Genomic DNA, 24,782 nt, shown 5'->3' with positions numbered 1-24,782 from the left:
ATTGTACCATCCAGTCATAATTGTTATTTCAGTTCCTGAGCTAAATAAGATTTGCTCACCCAGCCTGTTTTTCCATTACTCAGTTTAATTTTATACCAGGTTTTCGAACTATTCATTGTGAGTTTCCCGTCTTTATTTAAAACCAATTGAACATATTGGTTAAGCTTTAAGGAACCAATCGGTTTTTTTGATGTAGAAGCTGTAGGGCGCACATTTAAAACAGGGGTGGTGACTCTACCCAAGTTTTTAACAGATAAGTAGCTATTATACTGATCAAATTTTATACTTGATGTCCAATATTCTTTTCCGGCATATTTAACACGTACCCAAAAATCATTTGATTTTTCGAGAATGATAAACTTCTTGCCTTTACTCAATTTTTTTACAATAGAAGTACTACCCTTTTTATTCGATAATCCCAGGTCTTTTTTCGATACGGCAATGATTCCAGAAGGGAACTTGTCGCTTCCAGTTGGTTTTGGTGGAGCTGGAAAAACCTTCGTATTTGGCTTGGCTGCGCTATAGTACCTTTTATCATAAGGTAAGATTTTCTGCATATGTGCAGCAATTCCTTTACCCCAGAGTGGATCGCTGGCATAGTAGAAATTCATTCCTTCGCTATGATCATCGACACGAGCATTCTTCAAGGTTTTTGTGGTAAAACCAAGATGCGGACCGTTATACTTCCAGCTATTTGGATTTAAATAAGTAGCCTTCATCTCTTGAGCGATATATTCAATATTTTTGTTTACTGATTGAAAGCGGTAGGCCGCAACATAAGGAGCAGCGTCAAAAGCTCCAAACCCAAAGAGGTTGTTCTTCCCTAATGAAATATTGGAAGTGCCATAAGCACTTTCATGAATCGCATGGGCCGCTAAATAGAGGGCATTAACGCCATATTTATTCCCGGCATCAATGAAGGCTTGCCCTTTACCAGTTAGCACACTTTTCTTTCCAGTTAACTTTACATAATTGGCGATATACTGGTTAATTTGTTCTGCTTTAACTGGAGACTTCATTCGAAGATCAATAAATTGATAACTATCTCGATTCTTTAAAGGATCCCCAGTTTTCACTTCTTTAATATAGGAGCCAGAAACGTAACCTGTTTTCCCTGAATAGGTCAATTTGTACCAACCGTTCGACACCTTGTGAGAAGGAACAACAATTTTTCCCTTAGGAATGACTTTAAGAACCGTAGATTTGCTTTCAGCCGTCTTTCTTAAATTAAGATTAGATGTAACATAAAAGGTTTTTCCAGAGAGTAAAGTCTCTTTTAATTTCTCCTTAATGTACTTTTCTACCACCCAACCCGTTTTATTCATCTCTTTATCTCCAGATTTGTAAGAATAGGAGACTTTGTACCAGCTACCTCTTTTCTCACTCGCGATAACTGTTTTTCCTTTAGGGACCAGAACGATTTTATTGGAATCCATACTTGCATTAGAACGCAAATAGATATTTGCAGTAGTTTGGTAGCTAGTTTTATTTATTTTTACTGTTGTAGCTGCTTCAATCTTGTCTAAACCCTCCAAGTTGTAAGTTATGGCTACTCCACCTAACACAATACTTGTAGATAAGAATACTACCTTTAATAGCTTTTTATTCATTAAATCACTTCTCTTTCTATAAAACTTCTTTTAAATCAATGTCAATCAATGCAAATATGGAGAATATATTTGTCAAAATATGCTGTTATTAGGTCAAATTTATTTTGATTCTACTTTATTTCTACAAAAAACCCCATTCTTATTATAAAGATATTAGAATCAAAAGTTAAGACTATAGTAGAAATTAGTAGAATTTGTAGAAAAAAGTGTTTGAGAAGAGAGGGGGTTGAGGGTTTTGGCGCATACAAATAGGGGGATGAAAGACAAAATGTTGGTAATATGGGGGGATTTGTATTCATAAGGCAGATGAGGGCCATAAGGGTGAATTAACTGGAGGGAATTGTCTTTCATCAGGTGGATGCAGGCCAAAATGAGGTACCAACAGCAGAAAATAGCCCCTTAAAAAATGAAAAATAATCATGATATTAAACTATTTTTACATATAAATAGGACAAGAGGAACACTAATTGAGGCAGGCAAAAATATAATGTATTAGCTTGTATGCTTATTAATCTCCGTAAAGGAACAATGTATTTAGCATGAAATAATGCCGTTAAGAGTATGCAAGCACAACTCATGTCAAAGGAAGAGGGGTGTTAATTTTGATAAACTGGAAGGTTCGAATAAAAAATAGGCTATGGGTCACTTCCTTCATTGCACAGGTCTTTATACTAGTGGAGTTTTTATTATTGGGGGCTCATTCCATTGGACTAACAGATTTTCAATTGACAGAGGAGCTTGAGAATTGGGTAATAGGGGTCGTTAATGCGGTATTTATGCTCCTATCCACTTTAGGCCTTATTCAAGATCCAACAACCAGAGGATTAAGTGATAGTGAACAAGCAAGTAAATATGATGCTCCAAAATAAAAAACAAGCTCCTCAAGAGCTTGTTTTTTACTAGTTTCGTAAGGTTAGTGTATATGACGATAAACACCAATGACTTTTCCAAGGATAGATACACTGTTGAGAATAATTGGCTCCAAAGTAGAATTCTCAGGCTGTAAGCGAAAATAGTTTTTTTCTTTAAAGAAACGCTTCACTGTAGCTTCATCTTCTTCTGTCATTGCTACGACGATTTCTCCATTATTAGCAGTATGTTGCTGTTTAACAATGACGTAATCGCCATCTAATATTCCAGCTTCAATCATACTATCTCCCATAACCTCTAGCATAAAAACTTGTTCATCAGAAGGAGCAAAACTATCAGGTAATGGAAAATATTCTTCTACATTTTCGATGGCAGTGATCGGTTGTCCAGCGGTCACTTTCCCTACTACAGGTACATTGATAACATTGTGCTTTGGAATATTAGAATTCGAATCGAACTCTAAGATTTCAATCGCACGAGGCTTTGTCGGATCTCTTCGAATAAGCCCCTTGCTTTCAAGTCTTGCTAAATGTCCGTGTACAGTAGAACTTGAAGCTAGTCCAACAGCCTCCCCGATTTCTCTGACTGAAGGAGGATAACCCTTGGAACGAACCTCTTCCTTAATGAAGGTTAATATATCTTGTTGACGTTTTGATAATTTAGTCATAATCGTGCACCTCTATGGTTTTTCTTGGTTGTATTATAGCATGAATTACCAGTTGATACAAACATAAGTTCGAATATTTTTCTTGACTCAAACAAATGTTCGTAATATGATAAAAATAAATAAATCGAACAAACATTCGTAACCAGAGGTGTCTTATATGAAAAAAATTTGGAATCAATATTGCTATATTATCCTATTAATTATTATTAGTTTTGCTGCAGCTTTCATATTTTCTGGTAAACTACATGGAAATGAATCAACGAATTATGTAAAGGTCACCATTCAAGATGGTCAATCTCTTTGGAATATTTCAGAAAAATATGCCTCAGATCACCAGCTTTCTTCAAATGAATTCATTAAATGGGTTGAAAAAACTAATGGAATTTCAGGGGATCAAATTTATCCTGGAGAAGAGATTATTATTCCCGTAAAAAATGAGGATTACCAACCTACCCAAATAGCTAGCTCAGATTATTAATACAAGAGGAGATCATATGAAAAGTGTAATATATTGCAGAGTCAGTACAACAAAGGAAACCCAAGAAACTTCCTTGCAAAGGCAGGAGGAGGAGCTAATTGACCTAGCCCACAGAAATGGCTTTATTATCGCCGAGGTCATTAAGGAGAAGGCAAGTGGTTATGACTTGGAAAGAGATGGTGTCTTTGAATTACTAAATGCAATAAAGAACCCTGAAGTAAAAGCTGTTCTGATACAGGATGAAACACGATTGGGAAGAGGAAATGCCAAAATTGCCTTATTACATTGCATTATTAAAGAAGGGGTAAAGCTTTACTGTTTAAGTCATAATGGAGAATTACAACTTTCAGAAGCAGACTCCATGGTATTAGAAATTGTAGGCATTGTAGAGGATTATCAAAGAAAAATACATAATATGAAAATTAAAAGGGGAATGCTACGTGCTGTAGACCGTGGATTTCACCCGGAAAATAATTTGAAACATAAAGGAGTAAATGCTGGGAGGGAAAGAAAGGAAGTTCCATTAGAGGAAATTATCCGATTAAAGAAAAATAAATTAACCTTCGCAGAAATAGCTGCAACCTTAAGAGGCTTTGGTTATGAAATATCAAAGGCGACCGTACATAGAAGGTATCAAGAGTTCATGGAGCAAAATGAAGAATAGGCAGTTTGCTTGTCAATAATCACTATTTCTAGTAAGATGTTGATTATTATGAACAATCATAAAGGAGCTTTTCAATGATTTCAAAAGAAAAACTTGCAAGAATAAATGCCTTAGCGAAAAAGTCCAAAGAAGAAGGATTAACCGTAGAGGAAGCAAAAGAACAATCTAGCCTACGTAGCGAATATTTGAAGGGCTTTCGATCATCTATGTTTAATACATTAAAGGGCGTCACGGTTATTGATCCTCTTGGAAATGATGTAACACCGAATAAAATTAAACAACTTAGGGATAAAAAGAATCTACACTGATCACTAACTTATAAAAGTAAGTTGGTTACTAGTGTAGATTTAATTTTAGAAATATCTTTATTCAGCCTATCACATAAATTTGTAATTATTTTGTCAAATTAATGATTAATAGGGCTTTTTTTTATGTAAATTCTTGTATTAATGGATTCCTAACTATAATATTAATATTGGACTGATTAGATAACGAAAGGAATGAAAGAAATGTTTGATAAGATTGATCAATTATCGATAAATTCAATCCGTACTTTATCGATTGACGCAATTGAGAAAGCGAATTCAGGGCACCCAGGTATGCCAATGGGAGCTGCTCCAATGGCCTATACTCTTTGGACTCGTTTTATGAATATGAATCCTAAAAATCCTGAATGGTTTAATCGTGACAGATTTGTTTTATCTGCAGGTCACGGTTCTATGCTTCTATATAGTTTACTTCATCTAGCAGGATATGAAGTTTCTATGGAAGATATTAAACAATTTCGTCAATGGGGTAGCAGAACACCAGGTCACCCAGAATTCGGACATACTCCTGGGGTAGATGCCACCAGTGGTCCACTTGGACAAGGTATTTCTATGGCAGTTGGTATGGCGATGGCTGAAAGGCATCTAGCTGCAGTTTATAATAAGGATCAATATGAGGTTGTTGATCACTATACATATAGTATTTGTGGTGATGGAGATTTAATGGAAGGTGTATCTGCTGAGGCAGCATCATTAGCAGCTCACTTAAAACTTGGAAAATTAGTCGTTCTATATGATTCAAATGATATTTCATTAGATGGGGATCTTTCTAAGTCTTTTTCTGAAAGTGTTCAACAAAGATTCCAAGCCTATGGCTGGCAATATATTCGGGTAGAAGACGGAAATGACCTAGATGAGATTGCAAATGCCATTGAGGAAGCTAAAAAGGATATCAACCGTCCAACATTAATTGAAGTTAAAACAGTAATTGGATACGGTTCACCAAATAAATCTGGAAAATCAGCTTCACATGGTGCACCTCTTGGGGCGGATGAACTTAAGCTTACAAAAGAAGCATACAAATGGACTTTTGAAGAAGACTTCCATGTTCCGGACGAGGTTTATAGTCACTTTAAGAAACATATTGCTGATAATGGGGAAAAGAAAGAGAAGGAATGGAATGAGTTATTCACTTCTTATAAAAATCAATATCCAGAGCTTGGGTCTCAGTTAGAGCAAGCCATGAAGGGTGAACTACCTGAAGGCTGGGATAGAGATCTTCCAAAATATGAACTAGGAAAGAGTCTGGCAAGCCGTGCATCTTCTGGTGAATCAATCAATGGACTGGCAAAAAATCTTCCAACAATGTTTGGTGGATCTGCAGACCTTGCAGGTTCAAATAATACAATGATTAAAGGGCAAGGAGATTTCACTCCAGACTCTTACGAAGGTCGTAATATTTGGTTTGGCGTTCGTGAATTTGCTATGGGTGCAGCTTTAAACGGTATGGCACTTCATGGTGGTTTAAAGGTATTTGGTGGAACATTCTTCGTATTCTCTGATTACTTAAAACCGGCTATTCGCCTAGCTGCTCTTATGAAATTACCTGTAACCTATGTATTTACCCATGATAGTATCGCTGTTGGAGAAGACGGACCAACTCATGAACCTATCGAACAATTAGCAGGCTTAAGAGCCATGCCAAATCTATCTGTGATTCGACCTGCAGATGGGAATGAAACGGCAGCAGCTTGGAAATTAGCAATAGAATCACAGAACCAACCAACTGCCCTTGTTTTAACTCGTCAAAACCTACCTACTTTAAAAGGTACGCTTGAAAATGCCTATGAAAAAGTATCTAAAGGTGGTTACGTTGTATCACCAGCAAATAAAGAAGTTGCTGATGTTCTTCTAATTGCTGCAGGATCTGAAGTAAACCTTGCTGTCGATGCTCAACAAGTGTTAGCAGAAGAAGGAATCGAGGCATCGGTTGTAAGTATGCCATCATGGGATCGTTTTGAGGCTCAATCTAAGGAATATAAAGAAACTGTCATTCCTAAGAGCGTGAAAAAACGACTTGCTATTGAAATGGGTTCTTCACTTGGCTGGCATCGTTATGCTGGGGATGAGGGTGAAGTATTGGCAATTGATCAATTTGGTGCCTCTGCACCAGGAAATATCATCCTAAAAGAATACGGCTTCTCCGTTGAGAATGTTGTTGCCCGTGTTAAAACCTTATTACAAAATTAATAGGATATTGAAGTAAAGATATAGAAAAAAGGAATGAGGGTGCTTATCACTCTCATTCCTTTTTTCATATGTCCCATTAAATAGGTAGAGCAATATTTTATTTTTTTGAAAAATATGAATATATAATGAATTCGACAAAAAAAGTGAAATTTTTTGACGCCTTCAGACAAACAATTGAAAGAATATTCTATATAATGGTTAAAAAGGGTTGTCCTAGAAGGAGGGGTTTCGGTGAGAATTTATCAAGTATATTTAATAGAAGATGAGTTTGCCACCCATTACTTCGGAAGAGAGCGGATGTTTTTTCAACTATTTGATGAATATAAAAATGCTAAAGGTGAATTGAGAAAAATATTAGAAAAACAAATTGATTATATAACAAAATCTATTCCAAACTTAAGATTGCATCAATACATTTACCAGCAATTACAAAGGAAAAAGGATTTTCGAATAGAAAATGGGATATATTATATAGAGAATAGGAAGCAAGGTAGTGCGAAATTAGAATTATTTGAAAAAGCATTACTTTTGCAATCCTTTGGAAGCTATGAAGCAGAAACATTATTTTTTGAAGTCCTTAGGAAAAGTGAGACTTCATTTATTGCCATCGACCTTGAGAATAAGAGATATGGATGGCTTAGACCGATAAAAGAGAGGAAATTTGTATAAAAAATAGAAGAAATTATTTCGCAAATATTGTATAATACCTTTTGGTCTAGTACACTGTAAGTTAGACAACATGAAGGAGGAAGTATTAAATGTGGATCTACATTCTAGTTGGTATACTAGCTCTTTTAGCTGGTGTAGCACTAGGATTTTTCATTGCTCGTAAATATATGATGAGCTACTTAAAGAAAAATCCGCCAATTAATGAACAAATGTTAAAAATGATGATGATGCAAATGGGCATGAAGCCTTCGCAAAAGAAAATCAATCAAATGATGGCTGCAATGAACAAACAACAAATGAAATAAGTGAGAATAAGCTGTCCAAAATGGTGCCTGCCACCTTTTTGGACAGCCTTTTCTTTTTTATGGGGGAGCATTTTAAAAGGTAAGTATGTGAATCTTCCATATTTTTGAAATATTTGTTAAACTAAGAAGGCAACTCTTTAAGGATGACTTAGTTTATTTTTTATTTTAGAATAGTTTTGAATAGATAAAAAAATCAAAATCTCACATAACAAAAATATGGAGGCTTCTATGAAAGTATTTTTAGACTTATTGTGGTTCTTTAAACAGGAGAAGAAGTCATATATATTTGGAGTCTTGTTATTGTTAATTGTTGCTCTACTGCAATTAATCCCTCCGAAAATTATAGGTGTAGTAGTTGACGAAATCCAAAATCATACGTTAACTAAGGCAACTTTAGTTCAATGGATTGTCGTTTTGATTGTTTCAGGAGTCATCATGTACGCCCTCCGTTATTATTGGGGGATCATGATTTTTGGATCATCTGTGAAGCTTGGAAGACAGCTAAGAAACCAGTTATATGAGCACTTTACAAAAATGTCACCCCACTTTTATCAAAAAAGAAGAATTGGGGATTTAATGGCCCATGCAACGAATGATTTACAAGTGATAAGAGAAACAGCAGGATCAGGTGTACTCACTTTAGTGGATTCTCTTGCAACCGGTGGCTTTGTGATTATAACAATGGCAACAACGATTAGCTGGAAGCTCACTCTCATTAGTCTTATCCCTATGCCGCTTATGGCGATTTTAACGAGTTATTATGGAACTTTATTACATAAACATTTTCATAAGGCACAGGAGGCATTCTCCTCATTAAATGACAAAACACAGGAAAGTATTACAGGGATAAAAGTAATCAAGACTTTTGGTCAAGAGGCTGAAGATATCGAGGATTTTCGTAAACAATCTGAGGATGTAGTCGATAAGAATGTATTGGTAGCAAAAGTAGATTCTCTTTATGATCCAACGATTTCGATTATTGTAGGGTTGTCGTTCTTTCTATCAATAGCCTTTGGGGCAAAGTATGTACTCAATGGGGAATTAAGCATTGGTGAATTAGTCTCCTTTACAACCTATCTAGGATTACTGATTTGGCCTATGCTTGCCTTTGGTTGGCTTTTTAATATCGTAGAAAGAGGTCGAGCCTCCTATGACCGAGTGACAGCATTATTGGCTGAGAAAGAAGAAATTGTTGACGATGAAAATGCATTGGCGATTACCCCAACAGGTGACATTCAATATGACATCCATCAATTTTATTATCCTGAAGAAAGGAAACCTGTTTTAGAGGATATTTCTTTTTCTGTTAAACGTGGAGAAACCCTGGGGATAGTTGGTAAAACCGGTGCTGGAAAAACCACTTTATTAAAATTACTAATTAGAGAATTCGATGTGGAAGACGGCGATATCTATATTGGTGAGCACCCTCTTTCCTATTATAAAATGAACTCTTTAAGGGAAGCCGTTGGATATGTCCCGCAGGATCATTTCCTTTTTTCAACCACTGTTGCTGAAAATATAGCCTTTACTGATCCTTCTGCAACGATGGAAAAAATAACACAAGCAGCGGAAATAGCCAATATTCATGAAGATATTCTAAATTTTACCGATGGATATAAAACGCTTGTTGGAGAAAGAGGAGTATCTCTGTCTGGTGGACAAAAACAAAGGATTTCAATTGCAAGAGCCTTATTTATGAATCCTGAAATTCTTGTTTTAGATGATTCCTTATCAGCTGTCGATGCGAAGACAGAGGAGGCCATTCTTTCTGCATTAAAAGAAAATCGTATGGGGAAGACAACCATCATAACGGCACATCGTCTAAGTGCAATCCAGCATGCTAATATAATTCTAGTTTTAGACGAAGGCAAAATTATTCAACGGGGTACCCATGAGGAACTAATGTCGGTAAACGGATGGTATAAAGATATGTTTTTACGCCAGCAGCTTGAGGAACTTGTGGAGCACGGAGGATAACAATATGAAAAGAAAAATGGCAGTAGTAGAGTCACGTGAACAGAGAAAAGTTTTATTACGGCTCTTGAAGTATGCAAAGCCACATATGAAGCTAATCATTATTGCCTTTACTTTTCTCTTACTAACGACAATTGGTGATGTTTTAGGTCCAATTATTGTGAAGATCTTTATTGATGATTATTTAACGCCGCGGGATTTAGCTTTTCAATCGATATTTACTTTAGGAGTAATTTATATAGGAATTCAAATATTGAATGTCCTGTTTTCCTATTTTCAATTAGTAAAATTCCAGGAAATTGCTTTAAAAATAATTCAACAGCTTCGAATTGATGTTTTTACAAAGGTTCAATCGTTAGGATTAAAGTATTTTGATCAAACTCCTGTTGGCAGTATTGTATCAAGGGTAACGAACGACACAGAAGCGATTAAGGATATGTTTGTTAGTGTGCTTGCAACCTTTATACAAAGTGGCTTTATGTTGACGGGTATTTTTATCGCCATGTTTATTCTTGACGTAAAGCTAGCCTTTTTCTGCTTGTTTATTATTCCTCTGCTTATTTTCATCATGAGCATTTACCGGAAATATAGCACGAAATTTTATCAGGATATGCGTGAAAGACTGAGTCAATTGAATGCAAAATTGAGTGAATCGCTATCAGGTATGGCAATGATTCAGATTTTTAGGCAGGAAAAAAGGATGCAAGAGGAGTTTGGGATTATAAATGAAAATCATTATAAAGCGGGAATGCGTAATATTAAAGTTGATGGGTTATTACTCAGACCTGCAATCGATTTGGTTTACACCATTGCGTTAATTATTGTATTAACATTTTTTGGTATTACTTCTTTTAATAGCCCAATTGAAATAGGTGTTTTATATGCATTTATCAATTATTTGGATCGGTTCTTTGAGCCAGTGAACAATATGATGATGCGCTTATCCTTTTACCAGCAGGCGATTGTTTCCGCATCGAGGGTGTTCAAACTTCTTGATGAAGAACAATTAGAACCTAAGCAGAATGATATCAATGAAACAATAAAGGCAGGAGAGGTGGAATTTCGCAATGTCAGCTTTTCCTATGACGGGAAAAGGGATGTGTTGAAAAACATTTCATTTGTAGCAAGACCTGGTGAAACCATTGCGCTTGTTGGTCATACAGGAAGTGGCAAAAGCTCAATCATTAATTTAATGATGAGATTCTATGAATTTGATCGGGGAGAAATATTAATAGATGGAATTTCTATTAAAGAATATCCAAAAAAAGAGCTGCGTGAAAGACTAGGTTTGGTATTACAGGATCCTTTTCTGTTCTATGGAACTGTGAAGGATAATATACGCCTCCACAATAAGAGCATTAGTGACGAAAATATAGAGTCTGCTTCAAGATTTGTTCAAGCTCATACATTTATTGAGAAGCTTGAAAATGGCTATGATCAAAAAGTGGTAGAACGAGGTTCAACTTTTTCTAGTGGTCAGAGACAACTAATAGCCTTTGCTCGAACCATTGCTGCTAACCCGAAGATATTAGTTTTGGATGAAGCAACGGCAAATATAGATACAGAGACAGAGGAAGCTATTTCAGCAGCCTTGGCTGAGATGCGCAAAGGGAGAACCACCATTGCGATTGCTCATCGTTTGTCAACGATACAGGATGCTAATCTTATTCTTGTTATGCATCAAGGAGAAATTGTTGAAAGAGGAAACCATCAAGAATTACTTGCTCAAAAGGGTTTGTATCATAAAATGTACTTGCTCCAAAATGGTGTTACTGAGCTGGAGGATGCTTTAGGATAGGGAAATTTTGAAGGTCTAATTAAAAAAGTAATAAAACAGCTTGGAATAGTAAGAATTTCAAGCTGTTTTATTGTGCTTGTACTTTTTTTAAATAATGTCTGTTATATTCGTTTAAGAGAATATCAAGTTCCTCGCTGTAACGAATTGCAATACTTGAATGTAAACCGTTAATCATCGCTATTTTGACTAACTCTGCTCGTTTTTTTTCGATTAGGGTTATTAACTCTTTTTTTAGCACTATGGTTTAATTCCTTTCAAATTTTTATAAATAAAGCTAAAGATTTGTAAATTAATTTTAAAATCTAGTAAATAATGTTAACTTTCTAGTATTATAACTGATTTTGGGAATTAATTCAAAGGTGTCATTCATAATTATTTCCAAAAAATTATTCAAATAAAATAATTTATAATGTAAAAACGGGGTTAATAGTGTAAAATTTGATACACGTCGATGTTCACATACAATTCGATTTCTTTTCAATCAAAGTTTTGATAAAATGAGAATTGAATAATGTTTTTTTCTATTAGGGGAATATAAGATTGTATGTCTTATAAATTGGGAGTTTTTTGGGAGATGTTTTCATGTCAGATGTGAACGTATTCATTGCACTTGGCGCGGGGTTTTTAAGTTTTATTTCGCCTTGTTGCTTACCTCTATATCCAGCTTTTCTTTCATATATTACAGGAATGTCAGTTGCAGAGTTGAAAACGGAAAATGCAATGCTGCAAAAAAGAAGTTTATTGCATACACTTTTTTTCCTCATTGGTTTTTCCATTATTTTCATCGCAATTGGATTTGGTTCCTCTTTTATTGGTGAATTCTTTCAAGAATATCAAGATTTAATACGTCAAATAGGGGCTATCTTTATCGTATTCTTCGGCTTGGTAATTGTTGGAATATTAAAACCGGAATTTATGATGAAGGAGCGCAAATTTGAATTTAAGAATAGACCATCTGGATATTTAGGTTCTGCTTTAATTGGTCTAGCGTTTGCAGCTGGTTGGACACCTTGTACAGGCCCTATTTTAATGTCGGTAATTTTATTAGCAGGGTCAAATCCGGGTTCAGCCCTATTTTACATGATTGCCTATACATTAGGCTTTGCGATTCCGTTTTTTATCTTATCCTTCTTTATTGGAAGAATGCAATGGATTAGAAAGCATAATGTCATTATTATGAAGGTCGGCGGTTATTTAATGATCGCTATGGGGATTATTTTGTTTTTTGATTGGATGACAAAAATTATCGCGCTTTTCTCGTCAATAACAGGTGGTTTTAAAGGTTTTTAGAGCGGTTATGGTCGACTGATGCAGGTTTCTCGAAGATAATATCAAACTTTGTCGTAAACAATAAATTGATATTTTGTGTAAAATTCGCTATATTTGAGAATGTGTTCTTACAAAAAAAGCTATGATTTAACCATAATTAATTGACATGAATTAAAAATTACTTCCGTTTGAAATACCAAGGAGGATTATACTATGGCAAGAATATTAATAGTGGATGATGCAAAATTTATGAGAATGACCCTTTCTAACATCCTGAAAAAGGCAAATCACGAAGTAGTGGGTGAAGGTGAAAACGGAAGAGATGGAGTTCAATTATATCGTGAATTACAACCTGACTTAGTAACAATGGATATTACGATGCCTGAAATGAGTGGTTTGGAAGCAGTAAAGGAAATCAAAGCTGAATTTCCAAACGCTAAGGTAATTATGTGTTCAGCAATGGGGCAACAAAAGATGGTTGTTGAGGCAATTGAAGCAGGGGCAAAGGATTTTATTGTTAAACCCTTTGATGAAAATAGAGTAATCGATGCGATCAACAGGGTATTAAACTAATTTTTATTGGTCGCAATTTTCAGAATTCTACTTTAGCTATTTTTTATGTTAATGATCGAGGCCAAACCTGTTGGATGGCCTTTTTTTTAATCACTTTTGTTTTCCTTATTTAAATGATTAGTATATAATATTTTCTGTAAAACTTGATTGATAAGGATGGATGTATGTAATGAATATGGTTGTAATTACTTCGATAGGTGCCATCTGTATGGCGGTCTTTGTCATGTTCATTCGAATGAAAGCCTCGAAGAAGCCAGCTTCTGCAAAGAAAATTATTTTGCCACCAATCTTTATGAGTACGGGTGCTTCTATGTTTTTTGTTCCTGCCTTTCGTGTAACTGGTATGGAATTAATTGAAGCGGTGGTTGTTGGTATGTTATTTTCCATTTTGTTGATAAAAACTTCTAATTTCGAAATTGTTGAAGATCAAATCTTCTTGAAACGCTCTCGCGCTTTTATCTTTATATTAGTAGGATTGCTAGTTGTCCGTATTGCAGGTAAGCTCGTCCTGAGCACATCGATTGATGTGGGTCAGTTAAGTGGAATGTTCTTTATCCTTGCTTTTTCCATGATTGTTCCTTGGCGGGTTGCGATGTATATCAATTACCGTAAGTTATATCAGAATCTTATGGGTGGTAATGGAGATATGGAAACTGTATAATGTAATTAGGTAAAAGACGCGAATTTGCGTCTTTTTTTTTATCGTGAAAATGTGATTAGCGGAACTAGGGTCCGTTAGTGAGCCCCCTCTTCCGAAAGAAATATGCCTTAAACATGTTAATAAGTTTGAAAAGCACCAATTCGAAAGCGGTTTCCAAACAAATCGACAAAAAGATACGATTTTCTTAAACTAGAAACCTATCAATTCACCCATTTATCCTATAAAAGTCGATTTGTAGCGAAACCGTTTTACAAATAAATAACAAAAATTTTAAAAAAGTGGTTGATTTTCCCTGCTATAAGGAATAATATAGGTAATGTAAGCGGTTGCTTCACATATTTTTTTAAGATTTATAGAAACCGGTTTCCATCATTGGAATATCCTTATTGGGGGTGAAATCTTACAGCGACTAAAGATGGAGTACCTTGCTTAGTTTTTAGATTACTATGTTACCTTAAAAAAATAGGGGGTATCTAACTTGAAAAGCATGAAAAAATTGGCTGCTATCGGGATTTCTTCTATGCTAGCGCTATCATTAGCTGCTTGTAGTGGAAATGATGAAAAGGCCTCAAGTGATTCGAAGGATAGTAACAAACAAATTACATTAGATTTTTGGACATTTGGTGCAACAGGGTATGAAGATTTAGCCAAAGAATATGAAAAGGAAAATCCTAATATTAAGATTAAGGTAAGATCCGCTGAAACTGCTGACCATCATGATGCGTTATTTACTGCACTATCTGCTGGCAGTGGTGCACCTGATATGACAATGATAGAGATTGACCAATTTGACCGCTTTAAAGCCGCTAAAGATAGATTTGCAAATTTATATGATCTTGGTGCGAAGGACGTTCAAGATCAATACTTAGATTGGAAATGGAAAGGTGGGGAAAACACCAAAGGAGATTTCCTTTTTGGTTTACCTACTGATATAGGTCCAAAGGCTTTATATTACCGTACTGATTTATTCGAGCAAGCTGGATTACCTACAGATCCAGATGAAGTATCAAAACTCATAAATACTCCTCAAGCATTTGAAGAAGCAGGGTCCAAAGTAAAAGAAAAAACTGGAAAACCATTTGTTGATAGTATTGAAATGGCATTTAGAGCTTATTTAGACGCTGCTGATGAAGCATATTTAAGCCCTGATAATGAATTATTGCTAGAAAAAGATGGTAATCAGGTGAAAAAAGCATATGATTATGCTGTTCGCTTAAATGATTTAGGTATCGTTGGCAAATTTGAAATGTGGACTCCAGAATGGGGCAATGCAGTAAATAAAGGTGAATTTGCTGCTGAATTAGGCGCTGGCTGGTTAAAAGGTTGGATGGAAGGAAACGCACCTGAAGCTTCTGGAAAATGGAAAGTTGCAACATTACCAACAGACTTTGCTGCTAACTGGGGCGGATCTTATATAACCATTCCAAAAGAAACAAAGCATCCTCAAGAAGCATATGACTTTATTGAATGGCTAGTATCACCAGACAATCAATTAAAATCATTCCAAAGCCATGGTTTATTCCCATCAGCTCCAGCAGTCTATGACATGGATGCATTCAAAGCGAATGAAGACAAATTCTTCGGTGGCCAAGTAACTGCTTCTGTATTTGCTCAAGCAGCACAAGATATTAATGGTTCTGTTTATAAGGGTGAAAAATACTTCCCAATTCATAATGAAATATTAAATGCTCTTAAAAATGTTCAAAACAAAAAAGCAGATCCAGAAAAAGAATGGAAAGCTGCCGTTAAACGTGCAAAAGATTTACTAAGCAGATAATTTCATATTTTAATAGTTTTATATGGATATGGTGCTGCGAAAAGGCACCATATCCTACTTTAAAGGAAAAGGGGCTTGAAAATGAATTCAATTAGAAAGAAGGATACTATATTAAAAAAGAGGTTCATGTCTGAAGAGAAAAAAGACATGGTTTCTGGTTATGTATATATAGCACCTTTCTTCATCATTTTTACAATTATTGGACTATATCCAGCCCTGTTTAGTATTTTTTTAGCTTTTCAAAAATGGAACGGCTTTAGCCCAATGTCTTTTGCTGGGTTGGCTAATTTCAAAATTGTATTAGAAGACCCCATTTTTTGGAAGTCTGTGTATAATACGATTGTTATGGGTATTTTAGGAACTGCTCCTCAACTAGTTGTTGGAATCATTCTTGCATACTTATTAAATCTCACCTTTCTCAAATTTAAAAATTTCTTTCGTGTGACTATTTTTATGCCCTATATTACATCGATGGTTGCCGTAGCTCTCATTTTTAGCGTGCTATTTAGTAATCATGATTCTTCCTTAGCCAATTTTGTTATGACCCATCTATTCGGACTTGATCCAGTTCAATGGGGAACCTCTGAATGGGGAACGAAAATTGCCATTTCTATCATGGTCTTTTGGCGCTGGGTGGGTTACAACACGATCATTTATCTCGCGGGAATTCAAAGTATTCCTAATGATTTGTATGAAGCTGCAACGATTGATGGAGCCAACAAGTTTCAACAACTTATGCATATCACCATGCCGATGCTGAAGCCATTCATCATCCTAACGGTATTCACTTCGACTGTTGGAGCTATGCAATTATTCTCTGAACCTACCGTATTTTTAGGTAGAGACGCTTTTACTAGAAATGAAGCGATGACGATTGTCATGTATTTGTATCGTGATGCCTTTAGATTGCAATCCTTTGGAACAGCTTCAGCAACAGCTGTCATCCTTTTAGTCATTATTACAGTTTTTGCGGTAATTAATACTTTACTTACATCTGGTTATGGTAGGAAAAAAAGAGGTGGAAAAGCATGAGTAAACAGAACAAGAATACGAAGAAATTTTCAATAAGCAAGGTGTTCATTTACTTATTTTTATCATTAGCATCCCTATTTTCCTTGTTTCCTTTTTATTGGATGTTTGTTATGGCTACTCGGCCTAGTGCAGCTTATAACTCCATCCCGCCGACCATTACCCCAGGAAAGATGTTGGTTGAAAACTTTAAAAAGGTGTTGAGCCAAATTGATTTCTTCGGTGGCATGTGGAACTCATTCATCGTTTGTTCTGTCGTTACGATTGTAGTGCTGTTTATTAGTTCCTTGGCAGGCTTTGCTTTCGCCAAATTTAAGTTTCCAGGAAAAAACATCCTGTTTATGGCAGTCTTACTAACAATGATTATTCCTCCTCAGCTTGGACTAATCCCACAATATTTCCTAATTTCGAAAGCGGGATTACTCGATACATTACCTGGGGTTATGATCCTATTCTTTTTAAATCCTCTTGGTATCTTTCTAATGCGGCAATATATTACTGAAGCAGTACCAGATGAGCTAATTGAAGCAGCAAAATTAGATGGTTGTTCAAATTTTAGAATCTATCGAAGTGTTGTTTTACCTATAATTTTACCTGCCTTTGCTACATTGGGGATTATCGTCTTTACAGCAGTATGGGGAGAATTCCTATGGCAGTTTACAGTCTTAAGGGATCCAGAAATGTATACAATTCAAGTAGCCTTGGCACAATTAAGTAATACCCAAAATGTTGACTTCGGTATGATTTTGTCAGGTGTATTTTGGGCAACTGTACCATTATTAGTTATTTTCTTATTATTTAACCGATTATTTATTTCAAGTATTACGGAGGGTTCGGTAAAATAATAATATCTACTGCGAACAATTAGTTTTTGTAAATACAAGTATTATTTACTTTGAGGATAATAGAAGGGATTAAGATGAATTTAACGATTAAAGATATTGCGCAAATGGCGGGAGTTTCCCAAGCCACTGTTTCAAAAGTAATTAATAATTATGGAGGAATCAGTGAGCAAACGAAGAAAAAGGTCATGGATATTATTAACCAAATGGGTTACGAGCCTAATTTTTCTGCTAAGCTTCTTGCAACGAAAAAGTCAAACCTGATTGGATTGATTTATGCAGGGAAGATCAATGTAGATATGACCCACCCTTATTTTAATGAGGTCATTTCTACTTTTAAAAAGAATATTGGGCTATTAGGTTACGATATCCTCATGTTTTCAAATGAAAACTTTCTTCAAGATAATGGAAGCTATTTAGCTAGGTGCAAACATTTTCAGGTAGACGGATGTCTCATTATTGCTGGGGAAGAAGTGGAAGGTGCCATTTATGAACTGGCTCAAGCTGGAGTAGCTTGTATTGGGATTGACATTGAACTTAATGGCCCAAGGGCGAGCTTCGTTATGACAGATAACGTCAACTTATCAAGAAAAGTAGTTGAGCATTTTTATTTGAATTCAGTTAGAAAAATCGGTTTTGTAGGTGGGATGCCCGATTCTGTGATTTCTAATTTGCGGAAAAAAGGCTTTATCGATGCCATGAATCAGTTTGGACTTGAGGTAAGGGAAGAATGGATTCAATATGGTGATTTTAAAGAAGAAAGTGGCTATCTCGCCATGAATAAATTGCTTGAAACCAAAGATTATCCTGAAGCTGTCTTTTTTGCATCTGACTTAATGGCACTTGGAGGATTGAGAGCCATTAACGAAAAGGGATTAAGTGTCCCTGAGGATATTAGAATAGTAGGATGCGATGATATAGCTGCTTGTAGGTATAGTAATCCGAAATTAACTACGGTGAAACAAGATAAAGAAAGAATTGGGAAACTATCTGCCTATATGTTAAATGATTTAATCAATGGGAAATCTCAGTTAAAGCCTGTATTAACAGACTCAGAATTAATCGTAAGGGAATCTTGTGGGACTAGTAAAAGCATCTAGTAACCCCATCAATAGTTATTAAAATATGTTAAGTATCCTAAAGAGAGAAAATGCTCAATAACATTTTCAAATCGTAATACTTTAGGGCAAGGTTTTTAAGGGTTGATAGGAGGTTGGCGCATGAGTTATTATTCAGTTTTTGACGTTGGAGGTTCCTCTATTAAATATGCCCTTATGAATGAGTCTGGTGATTTTATAGAAAAGTCATCCGTTACAACGCCAAAGGATGGGATCCAATCATTTGTCGATTGCATCGATTCTATTGTAAAGGATTTTCAAAAAAGGTTTTTACTTGAAGGGATAGCATTAAGCATGCCAGGCGCAGTTGATATTGATACTGGATTCATTTATGGAGTTACTGCGCTTCCCTATATCCATGGACCGAATATAAGACAATTGCTTCAGGATCGAACAAATCTATCAGTTGAGCTTGAAAATGATGCGAATTGTGCCGGACTTGCGGAAGGCTGGATTGGTGCAGCGAAAGATGTGAAGGATTACATTTGTGTTGTCATTGGTACAGGTATCGGTGGTGCATTAATACTGGACAAAAAAATTCGCCACGGTAAGAATCTTTTTGGTGGGGAATTTGGCTATATGATCATGGAAGATTATTTCGAAAAGCCCCTTGGAGAGAACTGGAGTTCACTTGGCGCGGTGGGTGGATTAATTCAGCTTGTCGGTAAGCGGAAAGGAATCGATCCAAGTACACTTGATGGAAAGAAGATTTTTGAAATGGCTGAAGCAGGCGATATGGAGGTACAGGATGAAATTGATAAGTTTATCATTCGCCTAGCAGTTGGTATATATAATTTGCAATTCATCATCGACCCAGAGAAAATTTTGATTGGCGGAGCCATTAGCGGTCGTGAAGGCTTCATTACGGAAATTAATCATCGATTAAGCCAAATGAAACTCGATCAAGATAGCTTGACCATTCAGGTGGAACAATGTCGATTTGGGAATGACTCTAACTTAATTGGAGCTTTATATCATTTTTTGCATAGGAAATGTGCAAACTTCATAGATTCCTCCGTAAATTAAACAACAATGGAGATTAGAGAGCAGGAAGGCTAATCTCTATTTTTCATTTATTTAGGGGAATTTTGAAAATGAAAAGTATTTTCTTAGATGAATAGAGTGTTCAAAGAATTTACTTCATGAGAGGAGACTAATACAATGATACATAAACATTTAAAACCATATCCTACTAATTTCCTATGGGGTTCTGCGTCTGCTGCCTATCAAGTGGAGGGCGCCTGGGATAAGGGCGGAAAGGGACCTTCCAACTGGGATTTATTTGTCCGCATCCCGGGTAAGACCTTTAAAGGAACTACCGGTGATGTCGCAGTAGACCATTACAATCGCTTTAGAGAAGATGTTCAGCTCATGGCTGAGATGGGACTGAAGGCTTATCGATTCTCTGTTTCTTGGGCAAGAATTTTCCCTAAGGGCAAAGGAGAATTGAATAAAGAGGGCATTCGTTTTTATGATGAGTTAATCAACGAGCTAATCAAATATAATATCGAACCGATTTTAACGATTTATCATTGGGATCTTCCCCAAGCCTTACAAGATGAATATGGTGGTTGGGAGTCCCGTCAAATCATTGAAGACTTTACGAATTATGCAGTGACCTTATATGAGCATTTTGGTGACCGGGTAAAATATTGGGTTAGCCTGAATGAACAGAATATTTTTACTAGCTTTGGATATCGGACTGCCTTACATCCACCAGGTGTGAAGAATGAAGAGCTTTATTATCAGGTCAATCATCATGCCAATTTGGCAAATGCAAGTGCAATCAAGGAATTCCGAAAATTTGTTCCAAATGGAAAAATTGGACCTAGCTTTGCCTATTCACCAGCCTACGCAGCTTCTTCTAAACCAGAGGATGTGTTAGCTGCAGAAAATGCTGAAGAGTTTAATAGCCATTGGTGGATGGATGTCTATGCATGGGGAATCTATCCTAAGGCCGCTTGGGATTATATTGCTGAGAAAGGCTTAGCTCCAAAGTTAGAGGATGGCGATCTTGAACTATTAAAAGAAGGAAAACCAGATTTCATGGGTGTCAACTACTACCAAACAACTACCTTTGAATCCAATCCTTTAGACGGGGTTTCAGAGGGACAAATGAATACCTCAGGGAAAAAAGGAACATCCCAGGATACTGGAATTCCAGGAGTTTATAAAACAGTGAAAAATGAGCACCTCGAAAGAACAAATTGGGATTGGAATATCGACCCTACTGGATTAAGGGTTGGTTTGCGTAGAATTACCAACCGCTATCAATTACCAATTTTGATAAGTGAAAATGGTCTAGGGGAATACGATAAAGTTGAACCCGGTGATGTGATTAATGATGATTATCGAATCGCTTATCTTGGTTCCCATTTAAAGGCCGTGCAAGAAGCGATTAGCGATGGAGTAGAAATGCTTGGTTATTGCACATGGTCATTTACTGACCTTTTGAGCTGGTTGAACGGCTTCCAAAAGCGCTATGGGTTTGTTTACGTGAACCAGCATGAAGAAGGGGAGCATGACCTTCGTCGCATTAAGAAGAGAAGCTTCTATTGGTATAAGGAAGTAATTGAGGCTAATGGGCGAAATCTAATGGATGACGATAAATGAATGGAATAGAATGATTGTTATAAACTCGACTCGGTCTCGAAAATGGGGCCGGGTTGTTTTATGTGGATTTAAAGGGTGTCAGAGAATTCGTTATTGGTTGAATACGGGAGGGGAATCATGTGAAAAATCAGCAAATAAAGGAACAAGGGTTTGTAAAACTTAGAATATCCTATGAAAAACGAAAATAATGGAACCAGTGTCCGTAAAGGTAATGCCAGTCAACATCACTGCATTTTTGTGTGTCTATTTTATAAATTAACCTCCAAACAGATTACTGTTCTTCCCTAGTATATTGCTTAACTTCATTATAGAAGATCATATTTTGTATAATAATAATCACGAATATTCCAGAAAAAATCATCAAGCGTGTAGCAAAAATGGATAGCCCGAACAGAGCAGGCGTTACAACAGCCATGAAGGTGTGTACCTTTTTGGTAGCTTGCATTGTGACTAGCATAAACATTTCGTCTTCTTCTATATATTCATTCGGGCGGAAGCTGAATGGGTTTATTTTTTGCATTGGATATTTTTTATTAAAGCTCCAAACTGCAAACGAATATACAGTTACAATGATGATTAATAGAATGGTCCAAACAAGAATGCTATTTTGTAAGAATTGAGAAAAATCACTTTCCTTACCACTTCCTTCACGTAGAATAATCGAACTACCAATGAAGAATAATGGAATTAAACTAACGATGTTCCAAAGTGGATAATGAACCCGTAAATTCATGATTTATTCCTCCTCCAGCCAAAATAATTTTTCCAATGGGACTTGAAGCTCTTTTGCTAATTTTAATGCCAATGTGACAGATGGTGAAAATTCACCTTTTTCGATAAAGCTGATAGTCTGACGAGTAACACCAACTCGTTTACCCAACTCACTTTGTGAAAAATTAAATTTAGCACGCAATTCCTTCACTCGATTTTTTAGCAATATTCTATTTCCCTCCAGTATAGCGAACCGAAATGTTAAGTTTAGTTAACAAAAATTGTTATATTAAATGTAAACAATACTTAACATTATGTCGAGTATTGTTTACTCCTGTTTTACAAAAAAGAAAATTGACTAGAGATTTATATATTTGTTACGAGGAAAAGTTAGTTCTAGGTATCCTTATTTTGCCACAATTTTTACCATTAAATTTCGTCGAATATTGTTAGAATTAGCTTAAGGTATTCAATCCATAAATCCGTTATTCGTGCTAAAAAACTAGCCAAAAAATTTTACTATTCTTTTAGGAGAATAAGAGTGATGAAACGAAAGCCTACTCGGCTGGGGAGGAGACCATATGAGTAAAATAGTATTCTTTTCGATTCCCGCACATGGACATACAAATCCAACAATTCCGGTGGTATCTGAGTTAGTAAACAGAGGGCACGAAGTTTGGTATTATTCGTTTACTGAATTTCAGGGAAAAATTGAAGGAGCAGGAGCTAAATTTATTTCCTGTGACAAGTTTTTACCACCGATATCAGAAGAAGAATTGGATCGCAAGGTTGGAAAGGATTTTGCGGCATTAATTGAAATGGTTGTGGATACGACGATTGCATTGGATGAAAAGGTGTGTACGGAATTAAAGGAATTTCAGCCAGATTGTATTGTTAGCGATTCTGTATGCTTTTGGGGAAAATTATTCGCAAAAAAATTAGGTATCCCTTATGTCTGTTCGACAACCACTTTTGCTTTTAATCAGTACACCGCAAAGCTAATGAAACGCGGTTTTAAAGAGATTGTTCGAATGATCTTTGGTATTCCACGAATCAGCAAAAAAATGAAATTACTTAGGAATCATGGCTATCAAGTGGATAATTTTATATCAATCATTCAAAATGACAATGAAACGGACACCGTCGTCTATACGACAAAAGAATTCCAGCCAATGGCTGAGACCTTTTCAGACAAATATACTTTTGTTGGCCCCTCCATTCGACAGTCTTCAGAGATGCCTGTTGATAAAAAAGGGAGTAAAGTTATCTACATTTCATTAGGAACGGTATTAAACCAAAATAAGGATTTTTACCAACATTGCTTTGAGGCTTTTGCTGACAGTGATTATGAAGTTGTGATGTCTATCGGCGAAAAAACAGAGATGGCATCTCTTGGTCACATACCGGACAATTTTTCTATACAAAAATATGTCGATCAAATTGCCGTTTTGCAGAGGGCGGATGTGTTTATTACTCATTGCGGGATGAATAGTGTGAATGAGAGCTTATACTTTGGAGTTCCAATGGTTTTATATCCTTTACATAGTGAGGAAGGGGCAGTAGCAAATCGTGTAGCCGAGCTTGGAGCAGGAATTAAACTACAAGGAAGCCATTCGAAAAATCTGGAAAAGGCAGTTGCGGAATTGTTGACCAATCCAAGTTATCTTGGAAATGCTCAGAAGCTGTCAGTGAACTTTCAAAATGCAGGTGGAGCGGGAGAGGCTGCCGATGTGATTTTGGCTAAAGCGGAGAGGAAACCTTATAAATAATGGTGTCTGGCCTCACAACAAAAAAGTGTCAGGCACCTTGAATGCCTGACACTTAATGAAATCGAACTTTAAAAGAGATGTTGATAGGGGGTCATATCGACATTTTTCTCGTCTAATTTTTTCTTTAAAAATTTATGATCCCTTTTTGGTGTTGCTTGAATATATCCACGAATCACTAAATCATCGGTAATCCTCTCCGCATGTTCTTCCATAGCAAGCTCACCAATTTTTCCAGCAATTTTATGCCTAGCCACATCACGGAATAATTCGGGAACGGGACTTACCAGGTCATCTAAAAGCAACTTTTGCTCCTGATTCCACAAATGGCTAGTTTCATTCACATAATGCTCTTCCCAATCCATATCGGACTTTCCATCTTCCTTTGGAAGCTTCTTCAAAAACTTTCGGAACATAAAAAATCCACCAATCCCAAGAAAGCCAACTAAAAAAACGGCCCAAAATAAAACAATCCAAAGAAACATTCCATTTCACCTACAATACTCATTTTCCTATCTTCTATTATAGATGTTTCCGTGGTTTTAAAACAAGAGATTCATATGCGACTCCAATGAAAACTATTAGAATGGCAAAAGGTTATTACTATTGAAAAATAATTGGACAAGTATTATAATCATTTTATTTCTAACATGGGGCTGAATGGGGTACTGGTGTCTCCCGCGGTCTTCAAAACCGTTTGTGACCTGCGTGCCAGGTTAGCTGGGTTCGATTCCCAGGCAGTCCCGCCAAACCTTGATAGACAAGGGTTTATGAGGTTTTTTGTTGAAGTTAGTGTTCGTATAGAATTGTTGGCCAACAAGTAAAATTTATGGTTTGGGACACATATCGGACACAGTGCTTTTCCGTGAATT

General features: G+C 36.1%; 25 protein-coding genes and 1 tRNA gene. 20 read left to right on the top strand and 6 right to left on the bottom strand.

All coding sequences use genetic code 11. The annotated features are described in order from the left end of the window. Nucleotides 1–23: 23 nt before the first annotated feature. On the bottom strand, nucleotides 24–1,610 hold the full coding sequence (locus tag BQ6100_RS06195) for an SH3 domain-containing protein (protein ID WP_075980835.1): 1,587 nt from the start codon (nucleotides 1,608–1,610) through the stop codon (nucleotides 24–26). A gap of 602 nt (nucleotides 1,611–2,212) precedes the next feature. Here BQ6100_RS06195 and BQ6100_RS06190 point away from each other — a divergent pair. After that, the gene (locus tag BQ6100_RS06190) at nucleotides 2,213–2,479 is read left to right on the top strand and encodes a phage holin (RefSeq protein ID WP_075980834.1); all 267 of its coding nucleotides are present in this window, start codon (nucleotides 2,213–2,215) and stop codon (nucleotides 2,477–2,479) included. Nucleotides 2,480–2,523: 44 nt separating this feature from the next. Here BQ6100_RS06190 and lexA read toward each other — a convergent pair whose 3' ends face one another. After that, nucleotides 2,524–3,147 (bottom strand): transcriptional repressor LexA, encoded by a 624-nt coding sequence (lexA, locus tag BQ6100_RS06185; RefSeq protein ID WP_075980833.1) that lies wholly within the window; start codon nucleotides 3,145–3,147, stop codon nucleotides 2,524–2,526. 157 nt (nucleotides 3,148–3,304) lie between these two features. Here lexA and yneA point away from each other — a divergent pair, with 157 nt between their 5' ends. From yneA to BQ6100_RS06145, 8 genes are all read left to right on the top strand, one after another. Further along, complete coding sequence (gene yneA, locus BQ6100_RS06180) at nucleotides 3,305–3,625, top strand: cell division suppressor protein YneA (RefSeq protein WP_075980832.1); 321 nt, start codon at nucleotides 3,305–3,307, stop codon at nucleotides 3,623–3,625. 16 nt (nucleotides 3,626–3,641) lie between these two features. Next, nucleotides 3,642–4,289, top strand: a complete 648-nt coding sequence (locus BQ6100_RS06175; protein ID WP_075980831.1) for a YneB family resolvase-like protein — start codon at nucleotides 3,642–3,644, stop codon at nucleotides 4,287–4,289. Nucleotides 4,290–4,363: 74 nt separating this feature from the next. Next, nucleotides 4,364–4,597, top strand: coding sequence for a DUF896 domain-containing protein (locus tag BQ6100_RS06170; protein WP_075980830.1), 234 nt, complete (start codon nucleotides 4,364–4,366; stop codon nucleotides 4,595–4,597). 201 nt (nucleotides 4,598–4,798) lie between these two features. Next, entirely contained in the window at nucleotides 4,799–6,805 is a 2,007-nt protein-coding gene (gene tkt, locus BQ6100_RS06165; protein ID WP_075980829.1) for a transketolase, read from the top strand. A 231-nt stretch (nucleotides 6,806–7,036) separates the two neighbouring features. Next, nucleotides 7,037–7,474: a sporulation inhibitor of replication protein SirA gene (sirA, locus tag BQ6100_RS06160; RefSeq protein ID WP_075980828.1), complete on the top strand. Its 438-nt coding sequence runs from the start codon at nucleotides 7,037–7,039 to the stop codon at nucleotides 7,472–7,474. An 89-nt stretch (nucleotides 7,475–7,563) separates the two neighbouring features. Then, nucleotides 7,564–7,779, top strand: a complete 216-nt coding sequence (locus BQ6100_RS06155) for a YneF family protein (protein ID WP_075980827.1) — start codon at nucleotides 7,564–7,566, stop codon at nucleotides 7,777–7,779. Between the two features lie 228 nt (nucleotides 7,780–8,007). After that, nucleotides 8,008–9,756: an ABC transporter transmembrane domain-containing protein gene (locus BQ6100_RS06150; RefSeq protein ID WP_075980826.1), complete on the top strand. Its 1,749-nt coding sequence runs from the start codon at nucleotides 8,008–8,010 to the stop codon at nucleotides 9,754–9,756. Nucleotides 9,757–9,760: 4 nt separating this feature from the next. After that, nucleotides 9,761–11,551 carry an ABC transporter ATP-binding protein gene (locus tag BQ6100_RS06145; protein ID WP_075980825.1) on the top strand — a complete coding sequence of 597 codons (1,791 nt, stop codon included), beginning with the start codon at nucleotides 9,761–9,763 and terminating at the stop codon, nucleotides 11,549–11,551. A 67-nt stretch (nucleotides 11,552–11,618) separates the two neighbouring features. On the opposite strand, the gene BQ6100_RS06140 is transcribed toward BQ6100_RS06145, so the two are convergent. After that, nucleotides 11,619–11,789, bottom strand: coding sequence for an aspartyl-phosphate phosphatase Spo0E family protein (locus tag BQ6100_RS06140; RefSeq protein ID WP_075980824.1), 171 nt, complete (start codon nucleotides 11,787–11,789; stop codon nucleotides 11,619–11,621). A 344-nt stretch (nucleotides 11,790–12,133) separates the two neighbouring features. Between BQ6100_RS06140 and BQ6100_RS06135 the strand changes: the two genes are divergently transcribed. The 9 genes from BQ6100_RS06135 (at nucleotide 12,134) to BQ6100_RS06095 (ending at nucleotide 21,433) form a co-directional block, all read left to right on the top strand. Beyond that, nucleotides 12,134–12,841 (top strand): cytochrome c biogenesis CcdA family protein, encoded by a 708-nt coding sequence (locus tag BQ6100_RS06135; protein WP_075980823.1) that lies wholly within the window; start codon nucleotides 12,134–12,136, stop codon nucleotides 12,839–12,841. A gap of 192 nt (nucleotides 12,842–13,033) precedes the next feature. Beyond that, on the top strand, nucleotides 13,034–13,393 hold the full coding sequence (locus BQ6100_RS06130; protein ID WP_075980822.1) for a response regulator: 360 nt from the start codon (nucleotides 13,034–13,036) through the stop codon (nucleotides 13,391–13,393). Between the two features lie 169 nt (nucleotides 13,394–13,562). Continuing rightward, nucleotides 13,563–14,054: a CcdC family protein gene (locus BQ6100_RS06125; RefSeq protein ID WP_075980821.1), complete on the top strand. Its 492-nt coding sequence runs from the start codon at nucleotides 13,563–13,565 to the stop codon at nucleotides 14,052–14,054. Between the two features lie 487 nt (nucleotides 14,055–14,541). After that, entirely contained in the window at nucleotides 14,542–15,831 is a 1,290-nt protein-coding gene (locus BQ6100_RS06120) for an ABC transporter substrate-binding protein (protein ID WP_075983459.1), read from the top strand. Nucleotides 15,832–15,912: 81 nt separating this feature from the next. Then, a complete protein-coding gene (locus tag BQ6100_RS06115) occupies nucleotides 15,913–16,863 on the top strand; it encodes a carbohydrate ABC transporter permease (protein WP_075980820.1) in 951 nt (316 codons plus the stop codon). Continuing rightward, complete coding sequence (locus tag BQ6100_RS06110) at nucleotides 16,860–17,705, top strand: carbohydrate ABC transporter permease (RefSeq protein ID WP_075980819.1); 846 nt, start codon at nucleotides 16,860–16,862, stop codon at nucleotides 17,703–17,705. Before BQ6100_RS06115 ends, BQ6100_RS06110 begins: the two co-directional genes overlap by 4 nt. Before the next feature lie 74 nt (nucleotides 17,706–17,779). After that, complete coding sequence (locus BQ6100_RS06105; RefSeq protein WP_075980818.1) at nucleotides 17,780–18,802, top strand: LacI family DNA-binding transcriptional regulator; 1,023 nt, start codon at nucleotides 17,780–17,782, stop codon at nucleotides 18,800–18,802. A 120-nt stretch (nucleotides 18,803–18,922) separates the two neighbouring features. Next, nucleotides 18,923–19,846, top strand: a complete 924-nt coding sequence (locus BQ6100_RS06100; RefSeq protein ID WP_075980817.1) for an ROK family protein — start codon at nucleotides 18,923–18,925, stop codon at nucleotides 19,844–19,846. A 135-nt stretch (nucleotides 19,847–19,981) separates the two neighbouring features. Continuing rightward, the gene (locus BQ6100_RS06095) at nucleotides 19,982–21,433 is read left to right on the top strand and encodes a glycoside hydrolase family 1 protein (RefSeq protein ID WP_075980816.1); all 1,452 of its coding nucleotides are present in this window, start codon (nucleotides 19,982–19,984) and stop codon (nucleotides 21,431–21,433) included. Between the two features lie 271 nt (nucleotides 21,434–21,704). On the opposite strand, the gene BQ6100_RS06090 is transcribed toward BQ6100_RS06095, so the two are convergent. Further along, nucleotides 21,705–22,166, bottom strand: a complete 462-nt coding sequence (locus tag BQ6100_RS06090; RefSeq protein ID WP_075980815.1) for a hypothetical protein — start codon at nucleotides 22,164–22,166, stop codon at nucleotides 21,705–21,707. A gap of 3 nt (nucleotides 22,167–22,169) precedes the next feature. Beyond that, nucleotides 22,170–22,370, bottom strand: a complete 201-nt coding sequence (locus BQ6100_RS06085; protein ID WP_075980814.1) for a helix-turn-helix transcriptional regulator — start codon at nucleotides 22,368–22,370, stop codon at nucleotides 22,170–22,172. Between the two features lie 355 nt (nucleotides 22,371–22,725). On the opposite strand from BQ6100_RS06085, the gene BQ6100_RS06080 reads away from it, so the two are divergent. Next, nucleotides 22,726–23,913 carry a macrolide family glycosyltransferase gene (locus BQ6100_RS06080; RefSeq protein WP_075980813.1) on the top strand — a complete coding sequence of 396 codons (1,188 nt, stop codon included), beginning with the start codon at nucleotides 22,726–22,728 and terminating at the stop codon, nucleotides 23,911–23,913. 68 nt (nucleotides 23,914–23,981) lie between these two features. Here the strand turns inward: BQ6100_RS06080 and BQ6100_RS06075 are convergent, their stop codons facing one another. Beyond that, nucleotides 23,982–24,395, bottom strand: coding sequence for a DUF2621 domain-containing protein (locus BQ6100_RS06075; protein ID WP_075980812.1), 414 nt, complete (start codon nucleotides 24,393–24,395; stop codon nucleotides 23,982–23,984). 167 nt (nucleotides 24,396–24,562) lie between these two features. Here BQ6100_RS06075 and BQ6100_RS21215 point away from each other — a divergent pair. Beyond that, nucleotides 24,563–24,659 (top strand) — tRNA-Sec (locus BQ6100_RS21215). The last annotated feature ends 123 nt before the right edge of the window (nucleotides 24,660–24,782 follow it).

Source organism: Bacillus massilinigeriensis, assembly GCF_900117315.1.
GTDB lineage: Bacteria > Bacillota > Bacilli > Bacillales > Cytobacillaceae > Bacillus_BE > Bacillus_BE massilionigeriensis.
Note: the sequence above shows the minus strand (reverse complement) of the source record. Positions and strands in the feature narration are given on the sequence as shown.